Source organism: Marinigracilibium pacificum, assembly GCF_012926615.1.
GTDB classification, from domain to species: domain Bacteria; phylum Bacteroidota; class Bacteroidia; order Cytophagales; family Cyclobacteriaceae; genus Mangrovivirga; species Mangrovivirga pacifica.
Genome location: NZ_JABBNU010000001.1, coordinates 28,860 through 53,253 on the forward strand (window position 1 = coordinate 28,860; position 24,394 = coordinate 53,253).

26 protein-coding genes are annotated in these 24,394 nt (G+C 35.8%); 12 read left to right on the top strand and 14 right to left on the bottom strand.

What is annotated here, in order from left to right:
• Genes HH304_RS00145 through HH304_RS00155 form a run of 3 tightly spaced genes read right to left on the bottom strand, consistent with a single transcriptional unit; the run spans position 1 to position 1,711 of the window.
• A complete protein-coding gene (locus HH304_RS00145) occupies positions 1 to 789 on the bottom strand; it encodes an inositol monophosphatase family protein (protein ID WP_169677422.1) in 789 nt (262 codons plus the stop codon).
• Positions 789 to 1,481 (bottom strand): 16S rRNA (cytidine(1402)-2'-O)-methyltransferase, encoded by a 693-nt coding sequence (gene rsmI / locus HH304_RS00150; RefSeq protein ID WP_169677423.1) that lies wholly within the window; start codon positions 1,479 to 1,481, stop codon positions 789 to 791. The genes HH304_RS00145 and rsmI overlap by 1 nt, the downstream gene beginning before the upstream one ends.
• Entirely contained in the window at positions 1,481 to 1,711 is a 231-nt protein-coding gene (locus HH304_RS00155; RefSeq protein WP_169677424.1) for a 4a-hydroxytetrahydrobiopterin dehydratase, read from the bottom strand. The genes rsmI and HH304_RS00155 overlap by 1 nt, the downstream gene beginning before the upstream one ends.
• Positions 1,712 to 1,828: 117 nt before the next feature.
• Between HH304_RS00155 and HH304_RS00160 the strand changes: the two genes are divergently transcribed.
• Positions 1,829 to 2,263, top strand: a complete 435-nt coding sequence (locus tag HH304_RS00160) for a hypothetical protein (protein ID WP_169677425.1) — start codon at positions 1,829 to 1,831, stop codon at positions 2,261 to 2,263.
• A 3-nt stretch (positions 2,264 to 2,266) separates the two neighbouring features.
• Here HH304_RS00160 and HH304_RS00165 read toward each other — a convergent pair whose 3' ends face one another.
• From HH304_RS00165 to HH304_RS00205, 9 genes are all read right to left on the bottom strand, one after another.
• Positions 2,267 to 2,539 (bottom strand): DUF493 family protein, encoded by a 273-nt coding sequence (locus HH304_RS00165; protein ID WP_169677426.1) that lies wholly within the window; start codon positions 2,537 to 2,539, stop codon positions 2,267 to 2,269.
• Positions 2,540 to 2,622: 83 nt separating this feature from the next.
• Entirely contained in the window at positions 2,623 to 4,761 is a 2,139-nt protein-coding gene (locus HH304_RS00170) for a peptidylprolyl isomerase (RefSeq protein WP_169677427.1), read from the bottom strand.
• A 97-nt stretch (positions 4,762 to 4,858) separates the two neighbouring features.
• Positions 4,859 to 6,142 carry a hemolysin family protein gene (locus tag HH304_RS00175; protein WP_169677428.1) on the bottom strand — a complete coding sequence of 428 codons (1,284 nt, stop codon included), beginning with the start codon at positions 6,140 to 6,142 and terminating at the stop codon, positions 4,859 to 4,861.
• 1 nt (position 6,143) lies between these two features.
• Positions 6,144 to 7,364: an arginine deiminase gene (locus HH304_RS00180; RefSeq protein WP_271711443.1), complete on the bottom strand. Its 1,221-nt coding sequence runs from the start codon at positions 7,362 to 7,364 to the stop codon at positions 6,144 to 6,146.
• A gap of 41 nt (positions 7,365 to 7,405) precedes the next feature.
• Positions 7,406 to 9,943: a cytochrome c biogenesis protein CcsA gene (gene ccsA / locus HH304_RS00185; RefSeq protein ID WP_271711444.1), complete on the bottom strand. Its 2,538-nt coding sequence runs from the start codon at positions 9,941 to 9,943 to the stop codon at positions 7,406 to 7,408.
• 5 nt (positions 9,944 to 9,948) lie between these two features.
• Positions 9,949 to 10,365 carry a cytochrome c maturation protein CcmE domain-containing protein gene (locus HH304_RS00190; protein WP_169677429.1) on the bottom strand — a complete coding sequence of 139 codons (417 nt, stop codon included), beginning with the start codon at positions 10,363 to 10,365 and terminating at the stop codon, positions 9,949 to 9,951.
• A gap of 7 nt (positions 10,366 to 10,372) precedes the next feature.
• The gene (locus tag HH304_RS00195) at positions 10,373 to 10,615 is read right to left on the bottom strand and encodes a CcmD family protein (RefSeq protein ID WP_271711445.1); all 243 of its coding nucleotides are present in this window, start codon (positions 10,613 to 10,615) and stop codon (positions 10,373 to 10,375) included.
• Positions 10,615 to 11,286 (bottom strand): cytochrome c biogenesis protein CcsA, encoded by a 672-nt coding sequence (gene ccsA / locus HH304_RS00200; RefSeq protein WP_169677430.1) that lies wholly within the window; start codon positions 11,284 to 11,286, stop codon positions 10,615 to 10,617. Before ccsA (HH304_RS00200) ends, HH304_RS00195 begins: the two co-directional genes overlap by 1 nt.
• Position 11,287: 1 nt before the next feature.
• The gene (locus HH304_RS00205) at positions 11,288 to 11,944 is read right to left on the bottom strand and encodes a heme exporter protein CcmB (RefSeq protein WP_169677431.1); all 657 of its coding nucleotides are present in this window, start codon (positions 11,942 to 11,944) and stop codon (positions 11,288 to 11,290) included.
• Between the two features lie 272 nt (positions 11,945 to 12,216).
• On the opposite strand from HH304_RS00205, the gene rfbA reads away from it, so the two are divergent.
• Genes rfbA through HH304_RS00240 form a run of 7 tightly spaced genes read left to right on the top strand, consistent with a single transcriptional unit; the run spans position 12,217 to position 18,587 of the window.
• Positions 12,217 to 13,080 (top strand): glucose-1-phosphate thymidylyltransferase RfbA, encoded by an 864-nt coding sequence (rfbA, locus tag HH304_RS00210; protein WP_169677432.1) that lies wholly within the window; start codon positions 12,217 to 12,219, stop codon positions 13,078 to 13,080.
• A complete protein-coding gene (gene rfbC, locus HH304_RS00215; RefSeq protein ID WP_169677433.1) occupies positions 13,077 to 13,634 on the top strand; it encodes a dTDP-4-dehydrorhamnose 3,5-epimerase in 558 nt (185 codons plus the stop codon). The genes rfbA and rfbC overlap by 4 nt, the downstream gene beginning before the upstream one ends.
• A gap of 1 nt (position 13,635) precedes the next feature.
• Positions 13,636 to 14,646, top strand: coding sequence for a dTDP-glucose 4,6-dehydratase (rfbB, locus tag HH304_RS00220; protein WP_169677434.1), 1,011 nt, complete (start codon positions 13,636 to 13,638; stop codon positions 14,644 to 14,646).
• Positions 14,646 to 15,896: a Vi polysaccharide biosynthesis UDP-N-acetylglucosamine C-6 dehydrogenase TviB gene (tviB, locus tag HH304_RS00225; RefSeq protein ID WP_169677435.1), complete on the top strand. Its 1,251-nt coding sequence runs from the start codon at positions 14,646 to 14,648 to the stop codon at positions 15,894 to 15,896. The genes rfbB and tviB overlap by 1 nt, the downstream gene beginning before the upstream one ends.
• A gap of 3 nt (positions 15,897 to 15,899) precedes the next feature.
• A complete protein-coding gene (locus HH304_RS00230) occupies positions 15,900 to 17,039 on the top strand; it encodes a DegT/DnrJ/EryC1/StrS family aminotransferase (RefSeq protein ID WP_169677436.1) in 1,140 nt (379 codons plus the stop codon).
• Positions 17,032 to 17,616 (top strand): acyltransferase, encoded by a 585-nt coding sequence (locus tag HH304_RS00235; RefSeq protein WP_169677437.1) that lies wholly within the window; start codon positions 17,032 to 17,034, stop codon positions 17,614 to 17,616. Before HH304_RS00230 ends, HH304_RS00235 begins: the two co-directional genes overlap by 8 nt.
• Before the next feature lie 8 nt (positions 17,617 to 17,624).
• Entirely contained in the window at positions 17,625 to 18,587 is a 963-nt protein-coding gene (locus HH304_RS00240) for a Gfo/Idh/MocA family protein (protein WP_169677438.1), read from the top strand.
• 38 nt (positions 18,588 to 18,625) lie between these two features.
• Here the strand turns inward: HH304_RS00240 and cysQ are convergent, their stop codons facing one another.
• The gene (gene cysQ / locus HH304_RS00245) at positions 18,626 to 19,396 is read right to left on the bottom strand and encodes a 3'(2'),5'-bisphosphate nucleotidase CysQ (RefSeq protein ID WP_271711446.1); all 771 of its coding nucleotides are present in this window, start codon (positions 19,394 to 19,396) and stop codon (positions 18,626 to 18,628) included.
• 95 nt (positions 19,397 to 19,491) lie between these two features.
• Between cysQ and cysC the strand changes: the two genes are divergently transcribed.
• From cysC to pheS, 4 genes are read left to right on the top strand one after another with little or no spacing between them, the layout of a single operon-like run.
• Positions 19,492 to 20,094 (top strand): adenylyl-sulfate kinase, encoded by a 603-nt coding sequence (gene cysC, locus HH304_RS00250; protein ID WP_169677439.1) that lies wholly within the window; start codon positions 19,492 to 19,494, stop codon positions 20,092 to 20,094.
• A gap of 53 nt (positions 20,095 to 20,147) precedes the next feature.
• On the top strand, positions 20,148 to 21,053 hold the full coding sequence (cysD, locus tag HH304_RS00255) for a sulfate adenylyltransferase subunit CysD (protein WP_169677440.1): 906 nt from the start codon (positions 20,148 to 20,150) through the stop codon (positions 21,051 to 21,053).
• A gap of 20 nt (positions 21,054 to 21,073) precedes the next feature.
• Entirely contained in the window at positions 21,074 to 22,354 is a 1,281-nt protein-coding gene (gene cysN, locus HH304_RS00260) for a sulfate adenylyltransferase subunit CysN (protein ID WP_169677441.1), read from the top strand.
• Between the two features lie 13 nt (positions 22,355 to 22,367).
• Positions 22,368 to 23,393, top strand: a complete 1,026-nt coding sequence (gene pheS / locus HH304_RS00265; RefSeq protein WP_169677442.1) for a phenylalanine--tRNA ligase subunit alpha — start codon at positions 22,368 to 22,370, stop codon at positions 23,391 to 23,393.
• 33 nt (positions 23,394 to 23,426) lie between these two features.
• Here pheS and HH304_RS00270 read toward each other — a convergent pair whose 3' ends face one another.
• A complete protein-coding gene (locus HH304_RS00270) occupies positions 23,427 to 24,392 on the bottom strand; it encodes an AAA family ATPase (RefSeq protein ID WP_169677443.1) in 966 nt (321 codons plus the stop codon).
• Between the last annotated feature and the right edge of the window lie 2 nt (positions 24,393 to 24,394).

Here is a 24,394-nt window from a genome sequence, read left to right on the forward strand (position 1 = left end):
CTACCAGTAATTTCTAATTGTATCAAGCATTTCAGGATGGGCACTATTCCCGGCTAGAATCTCCTTACCAAAAACAAAATTTTCTCCTCCGGAAAAATCAGTCACATTTCCTCCTGCCTCTTTTACAATCAATGCTCCTGCTGCAACATCCCATGGTTGCAAATTATATTCAAAAAAGCCTTCAAATCGCCCACATGAAACATAGGCAAGATCTATTGCAGCACTCCCCATTCGCCTCACACCATGTGACTTCTGCATGAAAGTCATCAATATTTTAACATAATCATTTATCTTACCAAAATCATAATATGGAAAGCCTGTTGCAACTAATGAATCGCTTAGCGTTGGTATTTTGGATACTGATATTGGTGATTCATTCATAAATGCACCCTGACCCTTAACAGCATGAAAAAATTCATCTCTGTTCGGCTCATATATAAAACCGGCAATAAGCTCATTGTCTTCCATGAGAGCAACGCTAACAGCAAAGACAGGAAGACCATGAGTGAAGTTTGTTGTTCCGTCTAATGGGTCAATGATCCAATTATATTTTTCTCCTTTCTTATCCAGAGTTCCTTCTTCTGCGATCATACCTGCCTCAGGTAGTAAAGCCATTAATCTATCAACTAACTGCTTTTCTGCCTGCTTATCCACATATGAAACTAGATCATTAAAGCCTTTCTTTTCTACATTATCAAAATCAAAACTCTTTGATTCATTTAAGATAAACTGACCAACATCATGAATAATGTTTCTGCACTCTTGAAAAAAATCCTTATTTAAATTCATTAGTCTTTTCCTTGAATAATAACTACAAATTCTCCCTTAACCTTACCAGGAAATTCGGTGAAATAGTCTAAAACCTCTTTAACACTCCCGTTGATGGTTTCCTCAAAGCGCTTAGTTAGCTCTCTGCTTACCGAAATCACTCTTTCTTCCCCACATTCTTCGAGAATAGAATTTAATAGTTTAATTAACCTATGAGGAGATTCATATAAAACAACCGTCTTATCTTCTTCAGCAATATATTTAAGCCTTGTTTGCCGCCCCTTTTTTTGCGGTAAAAAACCTTCGAAAACGAATTTATCTGAAGGTATACCAGACTTCACCAAAGCTGGGATGAATGCTGTAGCTCCAGGCAAGCACTCTACTTTAATTCCTTCTTGCATACACTCTCTGGCTAGTAAAAATCCAGGGTCAGAAATTCCCGGAGTTCCTGCATCTGTCACCAATGCAAAAACTGCTCCTTCCTTCAATTGCCTGATAATACTATCCAACGCTTTATGTTCGTTATGAGCATGAAAGCTTTTCATTGGAGTGGTAATTTCATAATGAGAAAGAAGCTTTCCACTTGTGCGAGTATCTTCTGCAAGAATCAAATCAGCTTCCTTAAGAACTCGTATGCCCCTTAAAGTAATATCTTCAAGATTACCTATTGGAGTAGGAACAAGATATAGTCCTGTTTTTTGAGGTTCTTCCATTAAACTAATTTATCTATAGCGCTTGCCAGGTCTCTGTCCTTATCAGTTATTGTGTTACCGGCATCATGAGTTGTCAATTCTATTGTAACAGTATTATAGACATTACTCCAATTAGGGTGGTGATCTCTCTTCTCCGCTTCGAGTGCCACACGAGTCATAAAACCAAAAGCTTGAACAAAATCATCAAATTTAAATGTCCTTACTAGCTTATTATCTTGTTCTTTCCACATATTTTATTTTATTTATGGTTGATATTCCAAATTATAGCCAGAATTCAGTAATAATTGTATATAATAGCTAAACTTTTTAATGGTTTTCCGTTATAAAGTTATAAAAAGGATAATAGAATGTCTCAACCCCTGTCACAAATTGATAAAAATGAGTTTGACCATGTCAAGCAGGCATATTATAATATTTATGCTTTCGTTAAAAGTGACTATGAAGGAAATAATGCTTTTAAAGCATGCATTGATAAATGGGGAGAACAATTAAACATTCCAGATGAAGCTTTAACTGAAAGAGAAAGTATATCTTTCAAAATTCCGGAAAACAAGCTGGCGTCACTTGAAGAAATTTATGACATCGTTTATATGATATATCTGGATGGTGTAATTGAAGATGTTGAGCTATCATTAACAATTAAATTTGCTGAAAAACTAGGCTTTGAAAAGCATGTCGTTGGTGATCTTTTAAAAGCAATAGTTACTGCTCCATACGATGGAATACCTAAAGAAGAAGTTCGAAATGAATTGACGTCTTATCTCAAACAAATTCTTGAATAATCATCATAAGGAAATAATACCCTCAATTTCTGAAGCCTTAAGGTAAACCTTGATAATATCATCACTAGAAGGGGACATAATATCTGCTGTCAGACTAGCATAATTGCCTTTTTTTGAAGGCTTAATTACCACTTCACTTTTAGGAAACAATGCCTTTACTTCATCAATTTTATCAGAAGGAACAATAAACTTATACTTATATAAAGCTGGCCATTGATAGCTGGCATCTAATTGATCCTTAAACTTCTGAATATCTAGTTCTTTTTGGGTTGCCATCTCTGTAAAAATATATTTAACCTAAAGTTACGAAAAAAGCCATGAGTGTTAACCCATGGCTTCAATTCTGTTAAAAGATATTATTAGAAAAACTTATATCTTAAATCTTCTATATCAGCTGACTCTTCAAGAACAACATTTAAGTCATTTGCTAGCTGACTTCTCTTTATCTGAAGGATTTCATTTTTTACTGCTGTGTAATCTGCAATTTCCGGAGCTTCAGATTTGTTAGTCACTTCAACAATAACAATTCCTCTGTCCTCTTCAATTGGGTTGCTTCTCTTACCTGGAGCTAATCCAAATGCAACACCTACAGAATTAGGAGACAATCCTACAGTTGTTCCAATACTATTAGAAGATAATTTTAAGTCAGCAGTAGTATTAACTTCTGCATCAGACCCAAATATTTTAGCTAACTCTTCAAGAGATCCGCTTTTACCTGCTAACATCTCTTTAATTTTAGCTGCTTTCTTCTGATTTTTTACTTTCTCTGTAACTAGGTTCTGAACATCCTTAACTCTTGCAACACCAGCACCTCTTTCACCTGTCATTACAGCGATTACAAATCTTGTTTCAAAATCAAAAACATCTGAAACTTTACCTGTAGAAGCCTCATTATATAACCAAGTTACTAGTCCTCTGCTGTTAGGGATTCCCATAACGCTTCTTGATTGAGCCAATACTTCGTCTGCATCAAAAACACTCTTTCCTAATTCATCAGCTTTAGCTTCAAAAGAAGAAACGTCTGTAACTTCAGCCTGGAATCTTGCAGCATCTCTGTAGATATTATTATATGTCTGCTTACTAGGAACTAATTCCTTTGTAATATTCGCAAACTTATATAAAGTCTTAGTTTTAGATTCGTCTACTTTAATGATGTGATATCCTAGATCAGTTTCAATTACTTTAGGAACAATTCCTTTTCCACTGAATGTAAATAAAGCATCGCTAAAAGGCTTTAATTGATCTTGAATAGCACCTTCTTTTATCCATCCTAGCTGACCGCCTGTATTTCTTGAGCTTGCATCATCGCTATTTGCAGCAACTAAAGATGCGAAATTATCACCATTTAAAGCTTGCGCTAAAACTGATTCTGCTTTTGCTTTTAATTCATCATTTTGAACAGAGTCTGCACCAGTCTTTTTCTCAAATAAAATGTGAGATGCTTTAACTGAATAAGCAGTATCTTCTGCAATATTAGAGAATTTATAGATGACCATTGTATTTCCTCTTTGGAATGGCCCGATAATACCACCAACTCTTAATCCTGGTATGGTATCTTGAAGTTCCTGAGGGAGTTCATGATATCTTACAGTAGCATAAGGATTAGGTGATTCTGAAGTAGCTGCAGCGATTACCGAATCAGGAGAATTTCCTGCTTCTAACTCTGCCAGAGCTTTATTCATAATTTCATTTACAGCTGCAGAATCTTTAGCTGAAGGAGCAACATCAAAAGAAACATACTTTAGTGATCTTGCTGCATCAACCTGAAATAACTCTTCATTCTCATCAATGTAAGCCTGAAGCTCACTATCAGTAGGCTGATCTATTTGTGAATCATCAATAGCGATATAAGGGATATATAGGTAATTAGCCTCAACTACGCTATTGTTATTTTTATAATAGTTTTTTGCTTCTGCAGTTGATGCATATGCTGCTCCAACAAAAAAGTTATCATATTTTACTCTTTGACGACCGCTTTTGATTTGATTTTCGATCATCAACCATTGTTGATATTGAGCAGAATTGATATCAGCATTACCTAGTTCTCTTAGATATTGTTGAATAAATGCTTTATCAAATTCCCCTGTTTGAGGGTTGGTGAAATATTGTCTGATCTCAGGACTGATATTCTGACCCTGAACTGCATCTTTCAGTTCAGCTTCAGTTACCGAAATTCCAAGATCTTCAAACTGCTCGTTGAATAAAACCCTATTGATCATGCTTTGCCATGCAGTATTTCTTAATGCATAACGCTGCGCCTCATTAAGGCCCATTCCACCATATTGAAGTTGTTCTAACTGGTCGACTTGTGCAGTAAACTCATCAACGCTGATTTCATTCCCGTTAACAGTTCCTACAATTCTTTCATTACCCGACCCAAAAATTCCTGTTTGCTGATTAAATAAATCAGTTAAAATAAATGCCAACAGGGCCAGTCCAATTACTACCAACAAAAGGGTAGCCATCCGCTGTCTCAAAGTATTAATAATTCCAGCCATTCGTATGAGTTATTTGGTCTTTTTTAATAAATAAGATTCTTCCAAAATCGTGCAAAGCTAACCAAAAGCAGTCTTATAACAAAAAATAAAATTCTATTTAGCTATACCTTTCAGAATTTTTAACTTCTAGTTCAACTGTGTCGATTCTTGCCTCTTCAATAGTTTTTATTGTTATTTTAAAAAATTCATTCTCAATTATCTGTCCTTCCTCTGGAATATCCTCTGTTATCGAAAGAATATATCCTCCTAGGGTATCATAATCACCTTCAGGAATCGGCCAATTATGCCTTTCAATAAGATCGTCTATCTCATGACGGGCACTAAGCAAATACTTATCCTCTTCAAGTTTTCGCTCCAACCAATCTTCTTCATCATGCTCATCCTGGATATCACCGAATATTTCTTCTATAATATCCTCAATTGTAACGATACCTGATGTACCGCCAAACTCGTCCACTACAAGAGCAAGACTTTTATGGTCATTGATAAACTGAATCAAAAGTTCATTAGCCTGCATTGTTTCTGGCACAATCAATATCGGATTTAAAATCTGATCAAGTTCTTTTGGCTTTTTAAACAACTCCATTGAATGGCAATATCCTTTGATATCATCAATAGACTCATTGTAAACCAAAATTTTTGAATGGCCGCTTTCAATAAAAGACTTCCTTACCTCCTCCATATTGACATCATCCATATCTATTGCCACTATTTCGGTTCGTGGAACCATACACTCCCGCACTTTTACACTTTTAAATTCTAATGCATTAGTAAGGATCTTTGTATTTACTTCAACTTTAACATCTTCGTCCTTTGACTCCAGGGTTTCCTTTACATAATATTCAAGATCATTTAAACCAAACGCAGGTCTGTCATCCGCATAGTTTAATCTGAACACCTTATTTATAACAAACCTTGAGAGAATTTCAATAGGATATACAAAAAGCAATAAAAAATAATAAAGAACACTCATAATTGGCGCAAAAAACGACAACATAGCATTCGGATTGATTAAGAATATACTTTTAGGAAGAAATTCTGCTGTAGCAAGAACAAGTAATGTAGAAATTGCAGTTTGAATAGCTAGAGTAACCACCTGATTATCAACATATCCAGGCAACCATTCGTGAATAACCGGCAAAAGAATTTTTGCCATAAAAATACCATAGACAGATAACGCTATTGTATTTCCGGTTAATAAGGTTGCTATAAATAGGGATGGTCTTCTAGTAATATTCCGCAATGCTTTGGCGGTAATTCCAGTTTCATTTTTGCCAAGCTCCAGATGTAGTTTATTGGCAGAGATAAAGGCTATTTCTATTCCACTAAAAAGTGCAGAAAACAGTAAGCTTAAAAATATTATTATTATTTCTGTGTTCATTTTAAAATTTTTGTCGCTCTATCGGCATGGTCATACACCTTGGTCCACCAAGCCCACGACTAAGTTCACTACTGCTAATTTCTAAAACTTCCACTCCCGCATCGCGTAGAGCTCTGTTTGTATGAATGTTCCTATTATACGAAATTACTCTTCGAGGTCCAATAGCAAAAACATTTGCTCCATCAAACCATTGCTCTCTTCGAGCATAATCAGGATTACCATTACCTGTTTCAACCACCTCAAGATGGTCGATTTCATCCTGTAAGACTTTTAATATTGATTCATTAATTTCCTCTTTACTCAAAACCACATCACCATCAGAATCGATCTTTTCCAATCTGTATACATTTGTTTGAAGAACAGATTGCATTGCATCCGGGTAGGTAACTACCAGGTTTTCATCGATAATAGTAAATACTGTATCCAAGTGCATACAGTTACGAACCTTTGGTAAATGAACCTCATAAACACGCTCTACACCTCCTTCTGCTAATACTTGTTTAGCCACTGCCTCAATGGCTTTAGTATCTGTTCGCTCAGAATGACCAATTGCAAGTGCTTTATCAGAAAGGACTATCACATCTCCACCTTCAATACAAGTATTAATTCCTGTTCCGGTTTCTATGAATTTTGCCTTGCTTTTGAAGTCCTCATGATTTTCAAAAATAGTTCTCAATAACTTTGACTCCCTTTGACGACCAGGAAACTTCATTCTACTATTGATAATACCTGTCTGAACAACTGCAGCAGGATCACGCATAAAATAAAGGTTTGGATTTGGCTTAATTAAATACTCATAATCATCAAACTCATTAAGAGCTGAAGATTTATATTTCCTCTTCAACTCATTTACCTTTATACCATGTAATAAAATCCCAGCACACTCTGAAGTACTGTATCTTGCAATAAATTCCTCAGCATGCTCTTCAATTCCACTTCCCTCCAACGCATCTTTTATAGTGCCTAATAAAAGATTATCGTCAATGAGTACATCAATTAATAATTCATGAAGTCGATAAACTTTAGCACCTGCCGCTTGTTTTATCAGAATTGTAAATTCGTCATGCTCCTTTTGCATCTGCTGCAAAAAAGGAACATCCTCAAATAGAAGTTCTGATTTGTTATAAGGAGTCAGCCGGTCAATTTCTTTTCCCGGCCTGTGCATAATTACCGACTTTAATGTTCCAAATTCGGAATCAAGCGCAATTCTATCTTTAGGCATAGTGATACGATTTTGCGCTAATTTAATGAAACAAGAATCAATTAAGCATTCTTTTTTTCATAATCTTTGAACCTTCTGACAGTACTGATAGCAAATCCTATTGCAAGAATTATTGTACCTAACCAAAGTAAATTGATCCATGGCTTTTCAATAGATTTAATTACCACAAAATCCTTTTGAGTAGTATATGGAACAAACTTAAACTTTTCAGTTGCAGGATCAATGCCTAAGAATCTCACCTTAGTTCCAATTTCAATTAGTTCATCTTCTAATGAAGCCCCCATATCTTCTCTGATTACTATTAGAGGCTCAACAATATGACTCATTGTCTGGCTCTTAATCTCAATCACTGCTTTTAATGCCAGGTCATTCTCGTTCAAACCTCGGAAACTTAATTCCTCAGCATCGAGTTTAACTACATCTTTGAGTGTACTTACATAATCATTAATAAAGAATTCCTCACCTTTAGAAATAACAAGAGTATCAGCTGCCACCCATTTTAATTCATCATCACTTGGTGGAATTACAGTTGCATAAGTATAGAAGTCTCGTGTAAATGTATGTAATAAATCAGGAGAAACTACTTTACCCATATCAGGATTATCCTGAACTCTAGGATACATATCAATAACTTCGTCATCTTTGATATGTCTGATTTTATAATATGTGTTTTCCGGATTAAGAGAAAAAGTATCTCCTTTCGCAGCGACTAACTCTTCTCCATCTAATAAATCACGAGCAATTACAACTTTATAAGGATCATCAGTAGGCAGGATTTCTGAAAGTCTGACGTACTCATTTATATCATCAAGTTTTACATGTCTACCTAAATAATTGAGATCATATTCAGCCATCTCAGCATTTTCATCAAACCAAAGCACAAGGTTTTCCCTGTTTTCTTCGGTTGTCATATTCTTATTAATGACTAGCCCTGATTTATTCTCAGAAACTACATTAGAAAATCCTGTAGAATATAGAATCCCGAGGACCATAAATGCCACACCAATATGGGTTATTGCTCCTCCACTAAGTGATGGTTTTTTCTTCACCAGATCTATAAGTATCTGACCATTTACGATAAGAGAAAACACACCGGCAACGAGCATTACAATTAACCTGAAATCAGAATAAGTAAAGCCAATGTTTAAGATTATTAGAACAATCACCATTGTCAGTACGATTGCCGGAGCAAAGGAAGCCAGGACAGTTCCTTTTTTAACATTTCTCCACCAAAAATATTGAGCAATTCCAGATACAATTGTTAACAATATTGCAAACCAAATCTGATATTTTGAATATTCTGCAGGATCTGAAGGCGCAGCGGCAGTTGATATCCCTCCAAAAAACTCAACAATTTTATTATAAACAGGGATAGAAGTAGGCAATAATACCTGGGTTCCCATTAATATCAATACCAGAGCTCCGATAAACACCCAGAATTCACCAGAATATGTTTCAAGGTCTTTTTGAGATTTAGGAATACTACGGTTATGATAAATAAGCATTCCTACACCTCCAATAAAGAAAAACAGAAGGTAAATAAGTAGCTGACCACTTAAACCTAAATCTGTAAAACTATGAACTGAAGACTCACCTAATACACCTGACCGGGTAAGGAAGGTACTATACAAAATAAGTGTATACATGGTTAGAACAAGTACCATTGCTCCCATTAAACCTGACTTACTTCGTTGAAAGACTATCATTACATGATATGATGCTACTAAAAATAGCCATGGTACATATACAGCATTTTCAACAGGGTCCCAGTTCCAATATCCTCCAAAATTTAAAGTTTCATAAGCCCAGTAGGCACCCATAATAATCCCAACACCTAAAACTCCTGCAGCTAGCAATGTCCATGGTAATGCTGGTCTTATCCATTCTCTGTAATTTCTTGTCCACAATCCAGATATAAAAAAGCTAAAAGGAACAAGAGTTAAAGCAAATCCAAAGAACAAAGTTGGAGGGTGAATTACCATCCATATATTTTGAAGTAGCGGATTAAGCCCGCGACCATCCTCTGGCACAAAGTCAGGGTTAGATATAAAAGTAGGGTCATCAAGAACATCGCGTAGTAACATAAACGGACTACTTCCCAACTTAAGTTCAATTCCTGGCAATACTACACCAAGGACCATTGAAGTAAGAAAGGCCTGAACCACAGAGAAAACAGTCATAACGGGAGCTTCCCATTCACCACCTTTTCCAATAATGAAAACCGCAGTTACTGCATGCCAGAATATCCAAAGAAGAAAACTTCCTTCTTGCCCCTCCCAAAATGAAGAAACCATATAATGAACAGGCAAATGTCTGCTGGAATGGCTCCAGGCATAATGATATTCAAAGTAGTTATTATAAATAATAGCAAATAGGGTTAATACTATCCCTAATACAGCCAAACCATGAATAGCAAATAAGGTTCGGGCATATTGTAAAGCTGGTTTAGCTTCAACTGTATTTGCCTTTTTATAAGCATTGAAATAACCCCATGCTGCTGCTATTGAGGTTACAAATGATACAATAACAAAAAGGTGACCCATGTCACCTATCCAATTATGAACCACAGAAAGGATCATATGACTTAAAGTTGAGTGTTAGGATTTAGATTTTCTTCCTGATATTTTGAAGGACACTTCATCAGGATTTGGTCAGCGATAAACACATCTTGTTTAAAGCTACCAACAACTACCACCTTCTCAGATTTCATAAAATCCTGAGGCATTGGCTCGTTATAAAAAACCTGTTTTTCTTCTTTGTTGTCATCTACCAGGGTAAATGAAAAGCTTAACTTATCGGGAGAAGGATGAATGCCAATCACTTCACCAGAGTTGTTCTTTTTTAGCTCTCCTACAACATGATATTGTTTTTCACTACCATTTTCTGCCAATTCTTTAGCCTCTTTAAAAGACACATAAGATCCGGCATCAAAAGATGTTGAAACGATAAAGGCAATAACCGCTGCAACAATGACTAAAATAAAAATATACTGCTTTTTCATAACTCTATTAATTCAACTTCTCGTTTTCCAACTTCTTAATCTTTCTTTCAACTCTGAACAGATATATAAATAGTCCAGCCAGAATAATTAAGACTACTGCTACAACAACATAAATCTTACCATCAGCCCTCAATGCATCTGCCATAGCGACATCACTATTTGCAGGAACTTCACTTTCAGCTACTTGCGCTAAGGTAGTGAATGAGATCTTTGACAAAAAATGTATAAAAATTGAGAAAAGCTTTTGCATTATTTTTCTTCAAGTTTGTGTTCAATTTTACGTATTCTGAAATGTAACGTTGCAATCCAGAAGCCCAGAAGGGTCCAGCCTAATACAGCCGGGTAAAAAACCATCCTTAATCTACTATCCAGATCATAAGTATTAAAACCCGGATTACCACCATTTCCTGGATGGAGTGAATTCTCTGCCAATCTAGGAAGGACAAATAATAAAGAGATCATTAACGGATAAGCAAAAATATTATAAACGGCACTTACCCTTGCTCTTTTTTGTTCATCATGGAGACTTGACCTTAATAGTAAATAGGCAAAATATATTAACAAAGTAATAAATACAGATGTGATTTTTGGGTCAGCTAACCAACCGCCCATTTTCCCCCAAGTATAAGTAGCCCAGACTGCACCAGTTATTAATCCGAGGATTCCATACCAAATACCAACCTTTGCATATGAATCAGCACTAATATCCTTATCCATATCATTGGTATTTAAATATCTGACAGACTGAACCACAGATCCTGTCAAAATTATCACCATACCAAACCACATCGGTACATGGAAAAATAAATTCCTTATAGACTCATTAAGTATATTAAGTCTTGGTGCTTCAACTAAAAAACCAGCTACAACAGTATATACTAAAAGTACAATTGTGAGATATTTCCACCAGTTATTTTTCATACTAACTTCTCCATAAATAAGGAAATAACACTAATCCTACTACCACTATAATTAAATCGAGTGCAAAAATGCTTAATAATGGCTTCCATACCAACATTATTTCAAAATTGTCAATTGCTGATTTTGAAATCTTTATAGACAATAATAATAAAGGTACCATGATGGGCAACGATAATACCGCCATTAAGGTTGCTGAATTTTCTGCATTTGATGCAATCCCCGATACCATTGTAAGAATCGCGGCAAATCCGACTGATGTCAAGACAAGGTTTAATAGAAATAACCCGGTATTAGCAACTGGGTTACCCATCACAAATGAATAAAATACAAATGAGAGCACTCCAAATACTGTAAGTAAAAGAATATTATAAGCAGATTTAGCCGCAAATAACACTTGAGGATTTACTAAAGAGTATAAATATAATTGTTGCCTTTTTTCATCTCCGGCAAAACTTTTAGCAATTGCATTTATCGCAATAAACGAAAAGATAATCCAGAAAATAGAGTTCCATGTTAATGGGTGAATCAGCCCCCGGCGAACTCCTAATGATAAATAAGTAATAAAGATCGTTGTAGCTAAATAAAGCAAAATGCCATTTATGGCATATTTTTGCCTCCACTCGATTACAATCTCTTTAGTAATTAGTTTTTTAAACACGACCTTAAAATTTTCCTGTTAAGCAGGAACAAAAAATCAACCTTAACATACTGGGGAACAAAATTATAACCTCATGTTTTTATATAAACATTCTTTTATAACTTTATCCCTTAAATACGCTGATATTAATTATCGATGCAAAATTAGGTCATTAACAATTATTAATGAAATTTTTTTACCCATCATCCATTGAATGATTTTTTTTTAATGGTATTCAAAAAATTTCATAGATTAGCATTTTGAACTTTACTACGTAAAAATTTAACAATTCTATGAAAGGAATTATTCTTGCCGGAGGATCAGGCACAAGGCTACACCCATTAACTATTGCAGTTAGTAAGCAATTAATGCCAATCTACGACAAACCAATGATTTACTACCCGCTTTCAATATTGATGCAAGCTGGAATAAAAGAAATATTAATCATCACAACACCGCATGACAGTTCCTTATTTCAAAAATTATTGGGAGATGGGTCTTCTTTAGGTTGTAGATTCGAATATGCAATTCAGGAAGAGCCAAATGGACTAGCTCAGGCATTTGTAATCGGAGAAGAATTTATTGGAAAGGAAAAGGTTGCTTTAATTCTTGGAGACAATATTTTTTATGGCTCTGGCTTAAAAGACTTGTTGCAGGCTAATAATGATCCGGAAGGAGGCGTGGTATATGCTTACCATGTACAAGACCCTGAAAGATATGGAGTTGTTGAGTTTGACAAAAATCAAAAAGCTATTTCAATAGAAGAAAAGCCAGCAAATCCAAAATCAAACTTTGCTGTACCAGGACTCTATTTCTATGATAATGAAGTTATCAATATTGCCAAAAATCTAAAGCCTAGTGCAAGAGGTGAGTATGAAATAACAGACGTGAACAAAGAATATTTGCAACGAGGCAAATTACATGTTGGAATTATTGATAGAGGAACTGCATGGCTTGATACGGGTACATTTCCTTCATTAATGGAAGCATCTCAGTTTGTAGAAGTAATCGAGAACAGACAAGGTCTTAAAATTGGCTGTATTGAAGAAATTGCTTATGAAATGGGGTTCATAAATGACGATCAATTGCGTAAACTTGCAGAACCATTAGTAAAAAGTGGTTATGGTAAATATCTTTTGAACCTAATCAAAGAATGAAAGTAACAAAAGGAAAGATTGAAGGCGTTTTCATATTTGAGCCTACAGTTCATGGTGATGACCGAGGATTTTTTTTAGAATCTTATAATAAAAGTACATTTAAAAATCTCACAGGGTTAGATGTTGATTTTGTACAGGATAATCAATCTCGATCAAAAAAAGGCACATTAAGGGGTTTACACTATCAGTCAGGAGCTCATGCCCAGGCTAAATTAGTAAGAGTATTGCAGGGAAAAGTTTTAGATGTTTATGTCGACCTTAGACCTGAGTCGCCTACTTTTGGTCAATGGGACTCTCATATTCTAACTGGTGAAAATCAAGTTCAATTATTTGTACCCCGAGGACTTGCCCATGGGTTTGCTACTTTAAGTGACTCAGTTGACTTTTTTTACAAATGTGACAACTATTATAATAAAGAATCAGAAGGAGGCATACATTTCGCCGATGAAGAGCTAAATATTGATTGGCAACTTGGTGAAACAACTCCAATAATTTCAGAAAAAGACTTAGCTTTACCTACATTTAGGTCTTATGTAGACTCTCTAAAGGATTAAAATGAAAACAATACTTATTACTGGTGGAGCCGGTTTTATCGGATCCAATTTTGTGCCATATTTCATCGAAAAATACAAAGATTATAAGATCATCAACCTGGACAAATTAACATACGCAGGAGATCTAACGAATCTGAAAGAAATAGAAAATCACCCTAATTACCATTTCGTTCAAGGGGATATTTGTGATTACAACATTGTTGACCAGCTTTTTAAAACTCATAATGTCACTGACGTAATTCATTTTGCTGCTGAATCACATGTTGACAATAGCATCACTGGTCCTGAGGCATTTGTAAAGACAAACGTTAATGGAACCTTTACTTTATTGGATGCTGCTCGAAGATACTGGATGAACGCACCATTTGAAGTTAAAAGCGGAATGGAAAATAATAGATTCCATCACATCAGTACCGACGAAGTTTATGGCACTCTTGGCAAGGAAGGTCTTTTTACCGAAATGACTCCATATGCACCTAACAGCCCATACAGTGCTTCAAAGGCTAGTAGTGATTTTTTAGTTCGAAGCTATTTTCATACTTATGGACTCAATGTAGTTACAACAAATTGTTCTAATAACTACGGACCCAAACAGCATGATGAAAAATTAATACCTACCATTATCAGAAAAGCAATAAAGGGAGATGCTATTCCGATTTATGGTGATGGGAAAAATGTAAGAGACTGGTTGTATGTTTTGGATCATTGTAAAGGTATTGACCTTGTATTCCATGATGGAAAATCAGGAGAAACCTACAATATTGGTGGACGAAATGAGCGTGAAAACATCTATATTGCAACCAAAATCTGTGAAATCCTGGATCAGAAAAAGCCCTTAGAAAACAAAAGTTATAAAGAGCTAATTACCTATGTAAAAGACAGACCGGGTCACGACCGTCGTTATGCAATCGACGCCACCAAATTAGAAGGTGATCTTGGATGGAAAGCTGACGAAAACTTCGAAAGCGGCATAGAAAAAACAATTGACTGGTATTTGAAGAAATATAATTAATGGAAAAAATAGGAATTATAGGATTGGGGTACGTTGGGCTACCACTTGCAGTTGAATTCGGAAAAATAAGACCTACTCTTGGATTTGATATTAACCATAAACGAATTCAGGAATTACAAGATGGTATTGACCGTACATTGGAAGTTGACAAAGAAGAGCTAAAAGAAGCCGGGCAATTAGCATATTCAAGTAATTTGGAAGATTTGGCAAGCTGTAATATATATATAGTTACTGTTCCTACTCCTATTGACAACTACAAAAAACCAGACCTAAGCCCATTAATTGGCGCAAGTACTACTATAGGTAAGGTGCTTAAAAAAGGCGACATTGTGATCTATGAATCAACTGTTTACCCAGGGTGTACAGAAGAGGATTGTGTTCCTGTTTTAGAAAAAGTTAGTGGACTTAAGTTTAATGAAGACTTTTTCTGTGGCTATTCTCCTGAGAGAATTAATCCAGGTGATAAGCAACATAGACTACCTACTATCAAAAAAGTAACAAGCGGATCAACTCCCGAAATTGCTGAAAAAGTTGATAACCTATATAAGTCAATTATCATTGCTGGCACACATAAAGCATCATCCATTAGAGTTGCTGAAGCAGCAAAAGTGATAGAAAATGCTCAAAGAGACATAAATATTGCTTTTGTTAATGAACTAGCGGTAGTATTTGACAAAATGAATATAGATACAACAGAAGTACTTGAAGCTGCGGGCACAAAATGGAATTTCCTTCCTTTCAGACCAGGTCTTGTAGGTGGCCATTGTATTGGTGTTGACCCTTATTATCTAACTCATAAAGCAGAAAGCTTAGGACATCATCCTGAGGTTATTTTATCTGGACGAAGAATTAATGATCATATGGGAATGTTCATTGCCAATAAAGTTATCAAACTGATGACTCAAATGGACAATCCTGTTAAAAATGCAAACATTCTTATACTGGGAATCACATTTAAAGAAAACTGCCCTGACATAAGAAACAGTAAGGTAATTGATGTTATCAGTGAACTAAAAAGCTTTGGCGCTAACATAGATGTTTATGACCCATTGGCAGATCCGGAAGAAGTAAAAGAAGAATATGGCATTGAGTTGATTTCTAAACCATCAAAAAAATATAATGCAATTGTGATGGCTGTTTCACACAATGAATTTGATGGACTAAACTGGTCTGATATTAAAAATGGCAATACTGTTGTTTACGACGTTAAAGCTAAGCTTGATAAAGAAGAGGTAACTGACAGATTATAATCTATGAGACAAATTCAGATGGTAGATCTAACCAGCCAATATCTTCGGCTGAAAAAAGATATTGACGATGCTATTCAGGAAGTATTGTTATCATCTGCGTTCATTAATGGACAAGCTGTAAAAGATTTTGCTAATAACTTAAGTAAATATCTTGGATGTAAGCATGTAATTCCATGTGGAAACGGCACTGATGCTCTTCAAATTGCGATGATGGCTTTGGGCTTTAAGCCAGGAGATGAAATTATCGTACCATCATTTACATACGTTGCAACTGTTGAAGTAATATCGCTGTTAGGGCTAAAGCCTGTTTTTGTTGAAGTAAATAAAGACACTTTCAATATTGACACTAATGACCTAAAAGATAAGATTACCAGTCGCACTGTAGGTATAGTTCCGGTTCATTTATATGGACAGTGTGCCAACATGGAAGAACTATTAAAAATTGGTTCAGAAAACAATCTTAAAATTATTGAAGATACCGCTCAGGCATTAGGTGCAGAATACAAATTCTCGGACTCTTCAGTAAAAAAAGCTGGAACTATAGGTGATGTAGGGACAACCTCATTTTTCCCTTCAAAAAATCTAGGTTGCTTTGGAGATGGTGGTGCATTGATGACCAATAATGATGATTTAGCTGAATATTGCAATATGATTGCAAACCATGGCCAAAAAATAAAATATCATCATGATACCATTGGTGTTAATTCCAGACTTGATACTCTTCAGGCTGCAATTTTAAATGTTAAATTAAAAGAGTTAGACGATTTTGCCAAAAGAAGAAATGAAGTTGCAAATAAATACAACTCAGCATTTGAAAATAATAGTTTCATAAAAACACCAAATATTTCTCCATCCTCAACACATGTATATCACCAATACACGATTACCCTTTCAAAAGAAATCGATCGTGACAAACTAAAAAGCTCATTGGCTAAAAAAGGTGTTCCAACAATGGTGTACTACCCAATCCCTGTTCACCTTCAAAAAGCATATCTCAAATACGGTTATAAAAAGGGTGACTTCCCTATTTCTGAAAGCCTTTGTCATCATGTAATATCTCTTCCAATCCACACGGAAATGAATGAAGGTGACCAACAATTTATTATAGATACATTTCTAAATGAAATAAGTAAAAATGTCTGAAGAAAGAGAATACTTCGCCCATGAAACGGCTGTCATTGATAAAGGAAGTACCATCGGAAAAGGAACAAAAATCTGGCACTTCTCTCATATCATGTCAAATTCAAAAATTGGAGAAAACTGTAATATTGGGCAGAACGTGGTGATTTCACCTGAGGTTATTTTAGGCAAAAATGTAAAGGTTCAGAATAATGTATCTATTTACACAGGTGTAACTTGTGACGATGATGTTTTTTTAGGCCCTTCAATGGTTTTTACTAATGTTACTAATCCCAGAAGTGCAATAAACCGAAGAGGTCAATATGCCAAAACCCATGTTGGTAAAGGAGCTACAATTGGGGCAAATGCAACAGTTGTGTGTGGACATGACATAGGTGAATATGCCTTTATTGGAGCAGGAGCTGTAGTTACAAAAAACATTCCTTCTTACGCTTTGGTAATTGGTAACCCAGCTAGGCAAACTGGGTGGATGAGTGAGTACGGACACAAGCTTGAATTCAACAAAGAAGGAATCGCAATATGTCCGGAAAGTAATGATAAATATTTATTAAAAAATGGTCAGGTAACTAAACTTGGCTAATTTTAACTATGAAAAATTTCGCATTAATAGGTGCCAGTGGATACATTGCTCCAAGGCATATGAAGGCCATAAAAGACACTAATAATAATTTAGTTGCTGCCCTTGATAAATTTGATAGCGTAGGAATTATTGATAGTTACTTTCCCAATGCAGATTTTTTTGTTGAGTTTGAAAGATTTGACAGGCATCTTGATAAGCTTAAGAGATCTGGAGACAAGGTTGATTATGTAAGCATTTGCTCTCCAAACTATTTACATGATAGCCATATGCGTTTTGGGTTAAGACACAATGCAGATGTAATCTGTGAAAAACCAATTGTTCTAAATCCCTGGAACATTGATGCACTGCAGGAAATCGAAAAAGAAACCGGCAGAAAAATTTACAATGTCCTTCAATTAAGACTCCACCCATCGATAATCGCTTTAAAAGAAAAAATCGATAATGGACCAAAAGACATGATGTATGATATAGATCTGACTTACCTAACAAGTCGTGGTAATTGGTATTATACTAGTTGGAAAGGAGACATAGAAAAATCAGGAGGGATTGCGACAAATATTGGTGTTCACTTTTATGATATGTTAACATGGATTTTCGGAGGACCAAAAAATAATACTGTACATATTCACACTCATGATCGTGCTTCAGGATACCTTGAACTTGAAAAAGCTCGAGTAAGATGGTTCCTTAGTATAAACTACGATGTTATTCCTGAAAACATCAAAGCAGAGGGCAAAAGGACATTTCGATCAATAACAGTTGATGGTAAAGAAATAGAGTTTAGTACTGGATTTACCGACCTGCATACTGAAACGTATAATGACATATTATCAGGAAAAGGTTTCGGACTTGAAGACACCAAAACTGCCATTCAGCTTGTTCATGACATAAGGCATGCATCGCCAATAGGACTAAAAGGGGATTATCACCCAATGGCAAAATTACCTTTGGCTGATCACCCATTCAAATAAAAAAGTAAAAGCCTCAAAATTTTGAGGCTTTTACTTTTTTAGTTTTCAAATCCCAACACCAAAAAGGAAGGGTTTAACAAGTTTTCCCTATTATAATAAAATCGAACTTTCTCTTCAAACCTCAAAACTTTACCTCCGGCAGCTTCAACAACAGCTTGTCCAGCTCCGGTATCCCATTCCATTGTTGGTCCATGGCGATAATACAAATCCGCCTTACCTTCGGCTACCATACAAAATTTTAAAGAACTTCCTACCGATATACTATCCGTACATTTATATGAATTCAAAACACCTTCCTCTTCGTCACTAGCATGCGAAGCACTTCTTACAGCTATACGGTCATCTGATTTGTTGTTAACTTTTAAAACAGATTCATTTCCTCCTTCTATTTTTACAGCACCGTTTTCATCTCCATAATAAGTAACTTCTGTAACTGGAGTATAAACAATACCTTTTACAGGAAATCCATCACGGATCAGAGCGATATTAACAGTAAACTGCCCGTTTCTTTTAATAAACTCCTTAGTTCCATCAAGCGGATCAACCAGCCAAAATTCACTCCAGTCTTTCCTTTCCTCAAAAGGTATACTTCTTCCTTCTTCAGATAAAACTGGAATATCAGGAAAGTACTCTTTAAGCTTTTCAGTTATGACTTCGTTTGCAGCTTTATCTGCAAGAGTAAGCGGAGAATCATCAGATTTAAAATCGACGACATTTGAAAAATCGTCAAGCTTATAAACCTCCATAATGGCGTCTCCTGCCAGTCTGGCAATCTCTGTAAGTTGCTCTTTCACTTTATTTTGCATCATTTTTTCTATTTCAACCCTAAATCTATAAAATTAGTAGAGATTTTACTTAACCATTATGAATTTATCAATTAGTTTTGTGTCTTTAATAAATTGTTATGGCGGAAAACATACATCCTATTTTTGAAACAATACTATCAAAAGTTGACAAGGAAAATCTTCTTGAACAACGTGGAGTTGTAATTTGGATGGTAGGACTTAGTGGAAGTGGTAAAAGTACACTTGCACGAGGCCTTGAAAAAAGACTTCACAATGAAGGTATTTTAACAATGTTGCTTGATGGTGATAACCTTCGAACAGGAATTAATAAAAACCTTGGTTTTTCTGATGAAGATCGAACTGAAAATATCAGGCGAGCAGCAGAAGTGTCAAAACTTTTTAGCCAATGTGGAATCGTTACTATCTGTTCTCTAATTAGTCCGACAAACTCCATACGCAAAATGGCTAAAGAGATAATTGGTGAAGACAGCTACCTTGAAGTTTTTGTAAATGCAAGTATTGAAGAATGTGAAAAAAGAGATGTAAAAGGGCTATATGCTAAAGCAAGAGCAGGAGAGATCAAATCCTTTACAGGTATTGACTCGCCATTTGAAGCTCCGTCATCTCCATTTTTAGAAATTATAACTGAGGGAAGTACTATAGAAGAGTCATTAGACAAACTTACTAATAGTGTTTACCCAAAGATCAAATCCGGTAATTAAAAACCTTTAAATAATTTTTTAGCACAGAGCTAAGTAAATCAAAAATCTATCAGATGAAAGCGTACAACCTAACACATCTGGAAGAACTGGAATCAGAAGCTATATACGTTATTCGTGAAGTAGCCGCCCAGTTTGAACGAGGAGCATTATTGTTTTCAGGAGGAAAAGACTCAATTGTTATGGCTCATTTAGCCAGAAAGGCTTTTTATCCTGCGAAGCTTCCTTTTCCATTAGTCCATATTGATACAGGACACAACTTCCCGGAAACAATAGAATTCAGGGATAAATTTGTAAAAGAAATTGGCGCTGACCTTGTTATTGGATCAGTTCAGCAAAGTATCGATGAAGGAAAAGTAGCTGAAGAAAAAGGTTACAATGCATCACGTAATGGTCTTCAGACTGTCACTTTATTAGACACTATTGAAGAACATAAATTTGATGCATGTATGGGTGGAGCACGAAGAGACGAAGAAAAAGCAAGAGCAAAAGAAAGATTCTTCTCTCACAGAGATGATTTCGGTCAATGGGAACCTAAAAATCAGCGTCCTGAACTTTGGAACATATTTAATGGAAAGAAAAATTTTGGTGAGCATTTCAGGGTATTCCCAATTAGTAACTGGACTGAAATGGATATTTGGCAGTATATTTTAAAGGAAAACATTGAGCTTCCTTCACTATATTTTGCTCACGAAAGAGAAGTATTCATTAGAGACGGTGTTATTATGTCAACAGGTGAGTTCATGAACAGAAGGGATATCGAAGAGCCTTTCAAAAAGGTAGTTCGATTCAGAACCATTGGTGATATGACTTGTACCGGAGCAGTTGAATCTGAAGCTGATTCTCTTGAAGGTATTATTGAAGAAGTTGCGGCTACACGAGTTACCGAAAGAGGAACTCGAGCAGATGACAAACGATCTGAAGCAGCAATGGAAGACCGAAAAAAACAAGGATACTTTTAACCAATACCAAAAGCGAAATTATGAGTACTTCAAATAATTCTACAGAAGGATATTTAGATATGGAGCTTTTACGCTTCACAACAGCAGGAAGTGTTGATGATGGAAAAAGTACATTAATCGGACGACTTCTATACGACAGTAAATCAATATTCGAAGATCAATATCAGGCAATAGAAGAATCATCTAGGCGCAAAGGAGATGAAAATGTCAACCTTGCTCTTCTTACTGATGGTCTTAGAGACGAAAGGGAACAAGGTATAACTATTGATGTTGCTTACAGATATTTTGCAACACCAAAACGAAAGTTCATCATTGCAGATACTCCAGGCCACATTCAGTATACAAGAAACATGGTTACAGGAGCATCAACAGCAAATCTTGCTATCATTCTTATTGATGCTAGAAAAGGAGTTGTTGAACAAACAAGACGACATACTTTTATTGCTGCATTACTTGGCATACCTCACATAGTGTATTGTATCAATAAAATGGACCTTGTTGATTATGAAGAAGGGTCTTTCGAAGAAATCAAAAAGGAACTTGAAGGATTTTCAAGTAAGCTAGACGTTAAAGACGTACGTTTTATTCCGATATCAGCCTTAAAAGGTGATAATGTTGTGAATAAATCGGAAAATATGCCTTGGTACCAGGGTAGCACATTATTATACCTTTTGGAAACTATCCATATTGGAAGCGATCATAACCATATTGACTGCAGATTCCCGGTTCAGAATGTAATTAGACCTCAGTCTGACAAGTGGCATGATTACAGAGGATATGCAGGACGAATTGCTGGTGGCGTATTTAAACCTGGCGATGATGTAACTGTGTTGCCTTCAGGATTTACTTCAAAAATCAAAAGCATTGATACTTTTGACGGTCCTTTAGATGAAGCATTTGCACCTCAATCAGTGACTATTACTCTTGAGGATGAAATAGATATTAGTCGTGGCGACATGATAGTCCGTGAAAACAATCAACCTAATGTTGGTCAAGATATCAATATGATGGTTTGCTGGATGAACGAGAAAAAGTTAATGCCTAACGGAAAATATGCAATTAAGCATACTACAAATGATGCCCGTGCAATGGTTAAAGAAATCGTTTATAAGGTTGATATTACCACTTTGCACAGAGTTGAAGATGATAAGGAAGTCGGTATGAATGATATTGCAAGAATCAAGATCAGAACTACCAAACCATTACTATTTGACCGTTACGATCGCAACAGAATTACAGGAAGTTTAATCTTAATTGATGAAGCAACCAACGAAACAGTTGGAGCGGGAATGATTGTTTGATTATTTTTGTGTCATGGAGAATATTGAAGCATTAAAAGAGGAAATAAAGTCGTTCAAAGTTGAGAATGAAAATCAGCTTGAAGAATACAGGTTGAAGTTTATTGGTAGAAAGAATATAATAAACGATTTATTTACTCAGCTTAAAGACATACCTAATGATCAAAAGAAAGCTTTTGGTCTAGCAGTTAACGAACTTAAAAACCTTGCGAAAGATACTTTCCAGGGACACATAGATAATTTAAATGGTAATAAAACAGGTGGTGAACAAGCATTTGATTTCGACCCAACGCTTCCGGTAGCTCCAAATCAAACCGGTGGTTTACACCCCCTTACTATAGTCCGAAACAGAATTATTGAAATCTTTGAAAGAATAGGCTTCAAGGTTGCTGACGGACCCGAAATTGAAGATGACTGGCATAACTTTACAGCATTAAATTTCCCTCCCAACCATCCGGCAAGGGAAATGCAGGACACCTTCTTCATTGAAAGAGATCCTGATATTGCTTTAAGAACACATACATCTTCTGTACAGGTTAGGTTAATGGAGAGCGAAAAGCCACCAATCAGAGCCTTAATGCCAGGAAGAGTATTTAGAAATGAAGCTATATCTGCTCGTGCTCATTGTGTCTTTCATCAGATTGAAGGATTATACATTGATGAAAATGTTGGCCTAACTGACTTAAAGCAGACTCTTTACCATTTTGCTAAGGAACTTTTCGGCCCTGAAACTAAAGTACGCTTCAGACCATCATACTTCCCGTTTACAGAGCCTAGTGCTGAAATGGATGTATCATGTAACATTTGTAAAGGCAAAGGCTGTAACGTGTGTAAATATACTGGTTGGCTTGAAATACTTGGATCTGGAATGGTAGACCCTAATGTACTTGAAAATTGCGGAATCGATTCAGAAAAATATACCGGGTTTGCATTTGGTATGGGAATCGAACGACTTGCAATGTTAAAATATAATGTAAAAGACTTGAGGCTGTTTACAGAGAATGATATTCGTTTTCTACGGCAGTTTAAAGGAGCTGAATAAAAAAAGCCGGATCAAATTGATCCGGCTTTTTAATTATAATAATTTTTCAATAATTGCATCATTGGTTAACTCCTCAGCATCAGCTTTGAAGTTAGAGACTATTCTGTGTCTTAAAACTGCAGTTGCTACTGCTTTAACGTCTTCAATATCCGGCGCAAATTTTCCATGTAATAACGCATGACATTTAGCTCCCAGAATCAAATACTGTCCAGCTCGTGGTCCAGCACCCCATTCAATATATTCTTTAGTTACTGCATCTGCTCTTTCACTAGTAGGACGAGTCTTATGTACAAGGTTAACTGCATACTCTATCACATGATCAGTTACCGGCACTCGCTTTACCAGGCTTTGATATAATGCTATATCTTCGGCAGACAAAATAGGGTTAACTTTCTTTACGCTTCCATCAGTTGTCGATTTTACAATCTGAACTTCGGAATCATAATCAGGGTACTCCAAAATTATATTGAACATAAACCTATCTAGCTGAGCTTCCGGAAGAGGATAGGTCCCTTCCTGTTCGATAGGGTTTTGAGTTGCCAACACAAAGAATGGTTCAGGAAGTGAATACTTTTGACCACCCACTGTTACTTGGTGTTCCTGCATTGATTCTAATAATGCAGCCTGAGTCTTCGGAGGAGTACGGTTGATTTCATCAGCCAAAACAATATTGGCAAACACAGGTCCTTTTATAAACCTGAAGTTCCTGTCTTTATCAAGGGTTTCAGCTCCAAGAATATCTGAAGGCATTAAATCGGGCGTAAACTGAATTCTGTTAAAGCTCAGGTGTAATGCATCTGCTATGGTATGTATCAGAAGTGTTTTTGCAAGCCCGGGTACTCCGACAAGTAAACTATGACCTTGTGAAAAGATAGAAATAAGTAGTAAGTCAACTACCTTTTCCTGTCCTATTATTACTTTTCCGATCTCTGATTTTAAATCGCTGAATGCTTTTTGTAAGGCTTCAGCTGCTTCCTTGTCTGAGTTAAATTTCTCCATAT

Excerpts from the sequence above, each read along its gene's own strand:
- HH304_RS00170 (WP_169677427.1), bottom strand. The coding sequence starts at position 4,761 with ATGGCTGGAATTATTAATACTTTGAGACAGCGGATGGCTACCCTTTTG.
- HH304_RS00190 (WP_169677429.1), bottom strand. The coding sequence starts at position 10,365 with ATGAAAAAGCAGTATATTTTTATTTTAGTCATTGTTGCAGCGGTTATT.
- ccsA (WP_169677430.1), bottom strand. The coding sequence starts at position 11,286 with ATGAAAAATAACTGGTGGAAATATCTCACAATTGTACTTTTAGTATAT.
- HH304_RS00195 (WP_271711445.1), bottom strand. The coding sequence starts at position 10,615 with ATGCAAAAGCTTTTCTCAATTTTTATACATTTTTTGTCAAAGATCTCA.
- pheS (WP_169677442.1), top strand. The coding sequence starts at position 22,368 with ATGGAGAATATTGAAGCATTAAAAGAGGAAATAAAGTCGTTCAAAGTT.
- cysD (WP_169677440.1), top strand. The coding sequence starts at position 20,148 with ATGAAAGCGTACAACCTAACACATCTGGAAGAACTGGAATCAGAAGCT.
- tviB (WP_169677435.1), top strand. The coding sequence starts at position 14,646 with ATGGAAAAAATAGGAATTATAGGATTGGGGTACGTTGGGCTACCACTT.
- HH304_RS00235 (WP_169677437.1), top strand. The coding sequence starts at position 17,032 with ATGTCTGAAGAAAGAGAATACTTCGCCCATGAAACGGCTGTCATTGAT.
- HH304_RS00160 (WP_169677425.1), top strand. The coding sequence starts at position 1,829 with ATGTCTCAACCCCTGTCACAAATTGATAAAAATGAGTTTGACCATGTC.
- HH304_RS00180 (WP_271711443.1), bottom strand. The coding sequence starts at position 7,364 with ATGCCTAAAGATAGAATTGCGCTTGATTCCGAATTTGGAACATTAAAG.
- HH304_RS00240 (WP_169677438.1), top strand. The coding sequence starts at position 17,625 with ATGAAAAATTTCGCATTAATAGGTGCCAGTGGATACATTGCTCCAAGG.
- rfbB (WP_169677434.1), top strand. The coding sequence starts at position 13,636 with ATGAAAACAATACTTATTACTGGTGGAGCCGGTTTTATCGGATCCAAT.
- rfbC (WP_169677433.1), top strand. The coding sequence starts at position 13,077 with ATGAAAGTAACAAAAGGAAAGATTGAAGGCGTTTTCATATTTGAGCCT.
- cysQ (WP_271711446.1), bottom strand. The coding sequence starts at position 19,396 with ATGATGCAAAATAAAGTGAAAGAGCAACTTACAGAGATTGCCAGACTG.
- cysN (WP_169677441.1), top strand. The coding sequence starts at position 21,074 with ATGAGTACTTCAAATAATTCTACAGAAGGATATTTAGATATGGAGCTT.
- HH304_RS00165 (WP_169677426.1), bottom strand. The coding sequence starts at position 2,539 with ATGGCAACCCAAAAAGAACTAGATATTCAGAAGTTTAAGGATCAATTA.
- HH304_RS00270 (WP_169677443.1), bottom strand. The coding sequence starts at position 24,392 with ATGGAGAAATTTAACTCAGACAAGGAAGCAGCTGAAGCCTTACAAAAA.
- HH304_RS00230 (WP_169677436.1), top strand. The coding sequence starts at position 15,900 with ATGAGACAAATTCAGATGGTAGATCTAACCAGCCAATATCTTCGGCTG.
- ccsA (WP_271711444.1), bottom strand. The coding sequence starts at position 9,943 with ATGATCCTTTCTGTGGTTCATAATTGGATAGGTGACATGGGTCACCTT.
- HH304_RS00145 (WP_169677422.1), bottom strand. The coding sequence starts at position 789 with ATGAATTTAAATAAGGATTTTTTTCAAGAGTGCAGAAACATTATTCAT.
- HH304_RS00155 (WP_169677424.1), bottom strand. The coding sequence starts at position 1,711 with ATGTGGAAAGAACAAGATAATAAGCTAGTAAGGACATTTAAATTTGAT.
- rsmI (WP_169677423.1), bottom strand. The coding sequence starts at position 1,481 with ATGGAAGAACCTCAAAAAACAGGACTATATCTTGTTCCTACTCCAATA.
- rfbA (WP_169677432.1), top strand. The coding sequence starts at position 12,217 with ATGAAAGGAATTATTCTTGCCGGAGGATCAGGCACAAGGCTACACCCA.
- cysC (WP_169677439.1), top strand. The coding sequence starts at position 19,492 with ATGGCGGAAAACATACATCCTATTTTTGAAACAATACTATCAAAAGTT.
- HH304_RS00175 (WP_169677428.1), bottom strand. The coding sequence starts at position 6,142 with ATGAACACAGAAATAATAATAATATTTTTAAGCTTACTGTTTTCTGCA.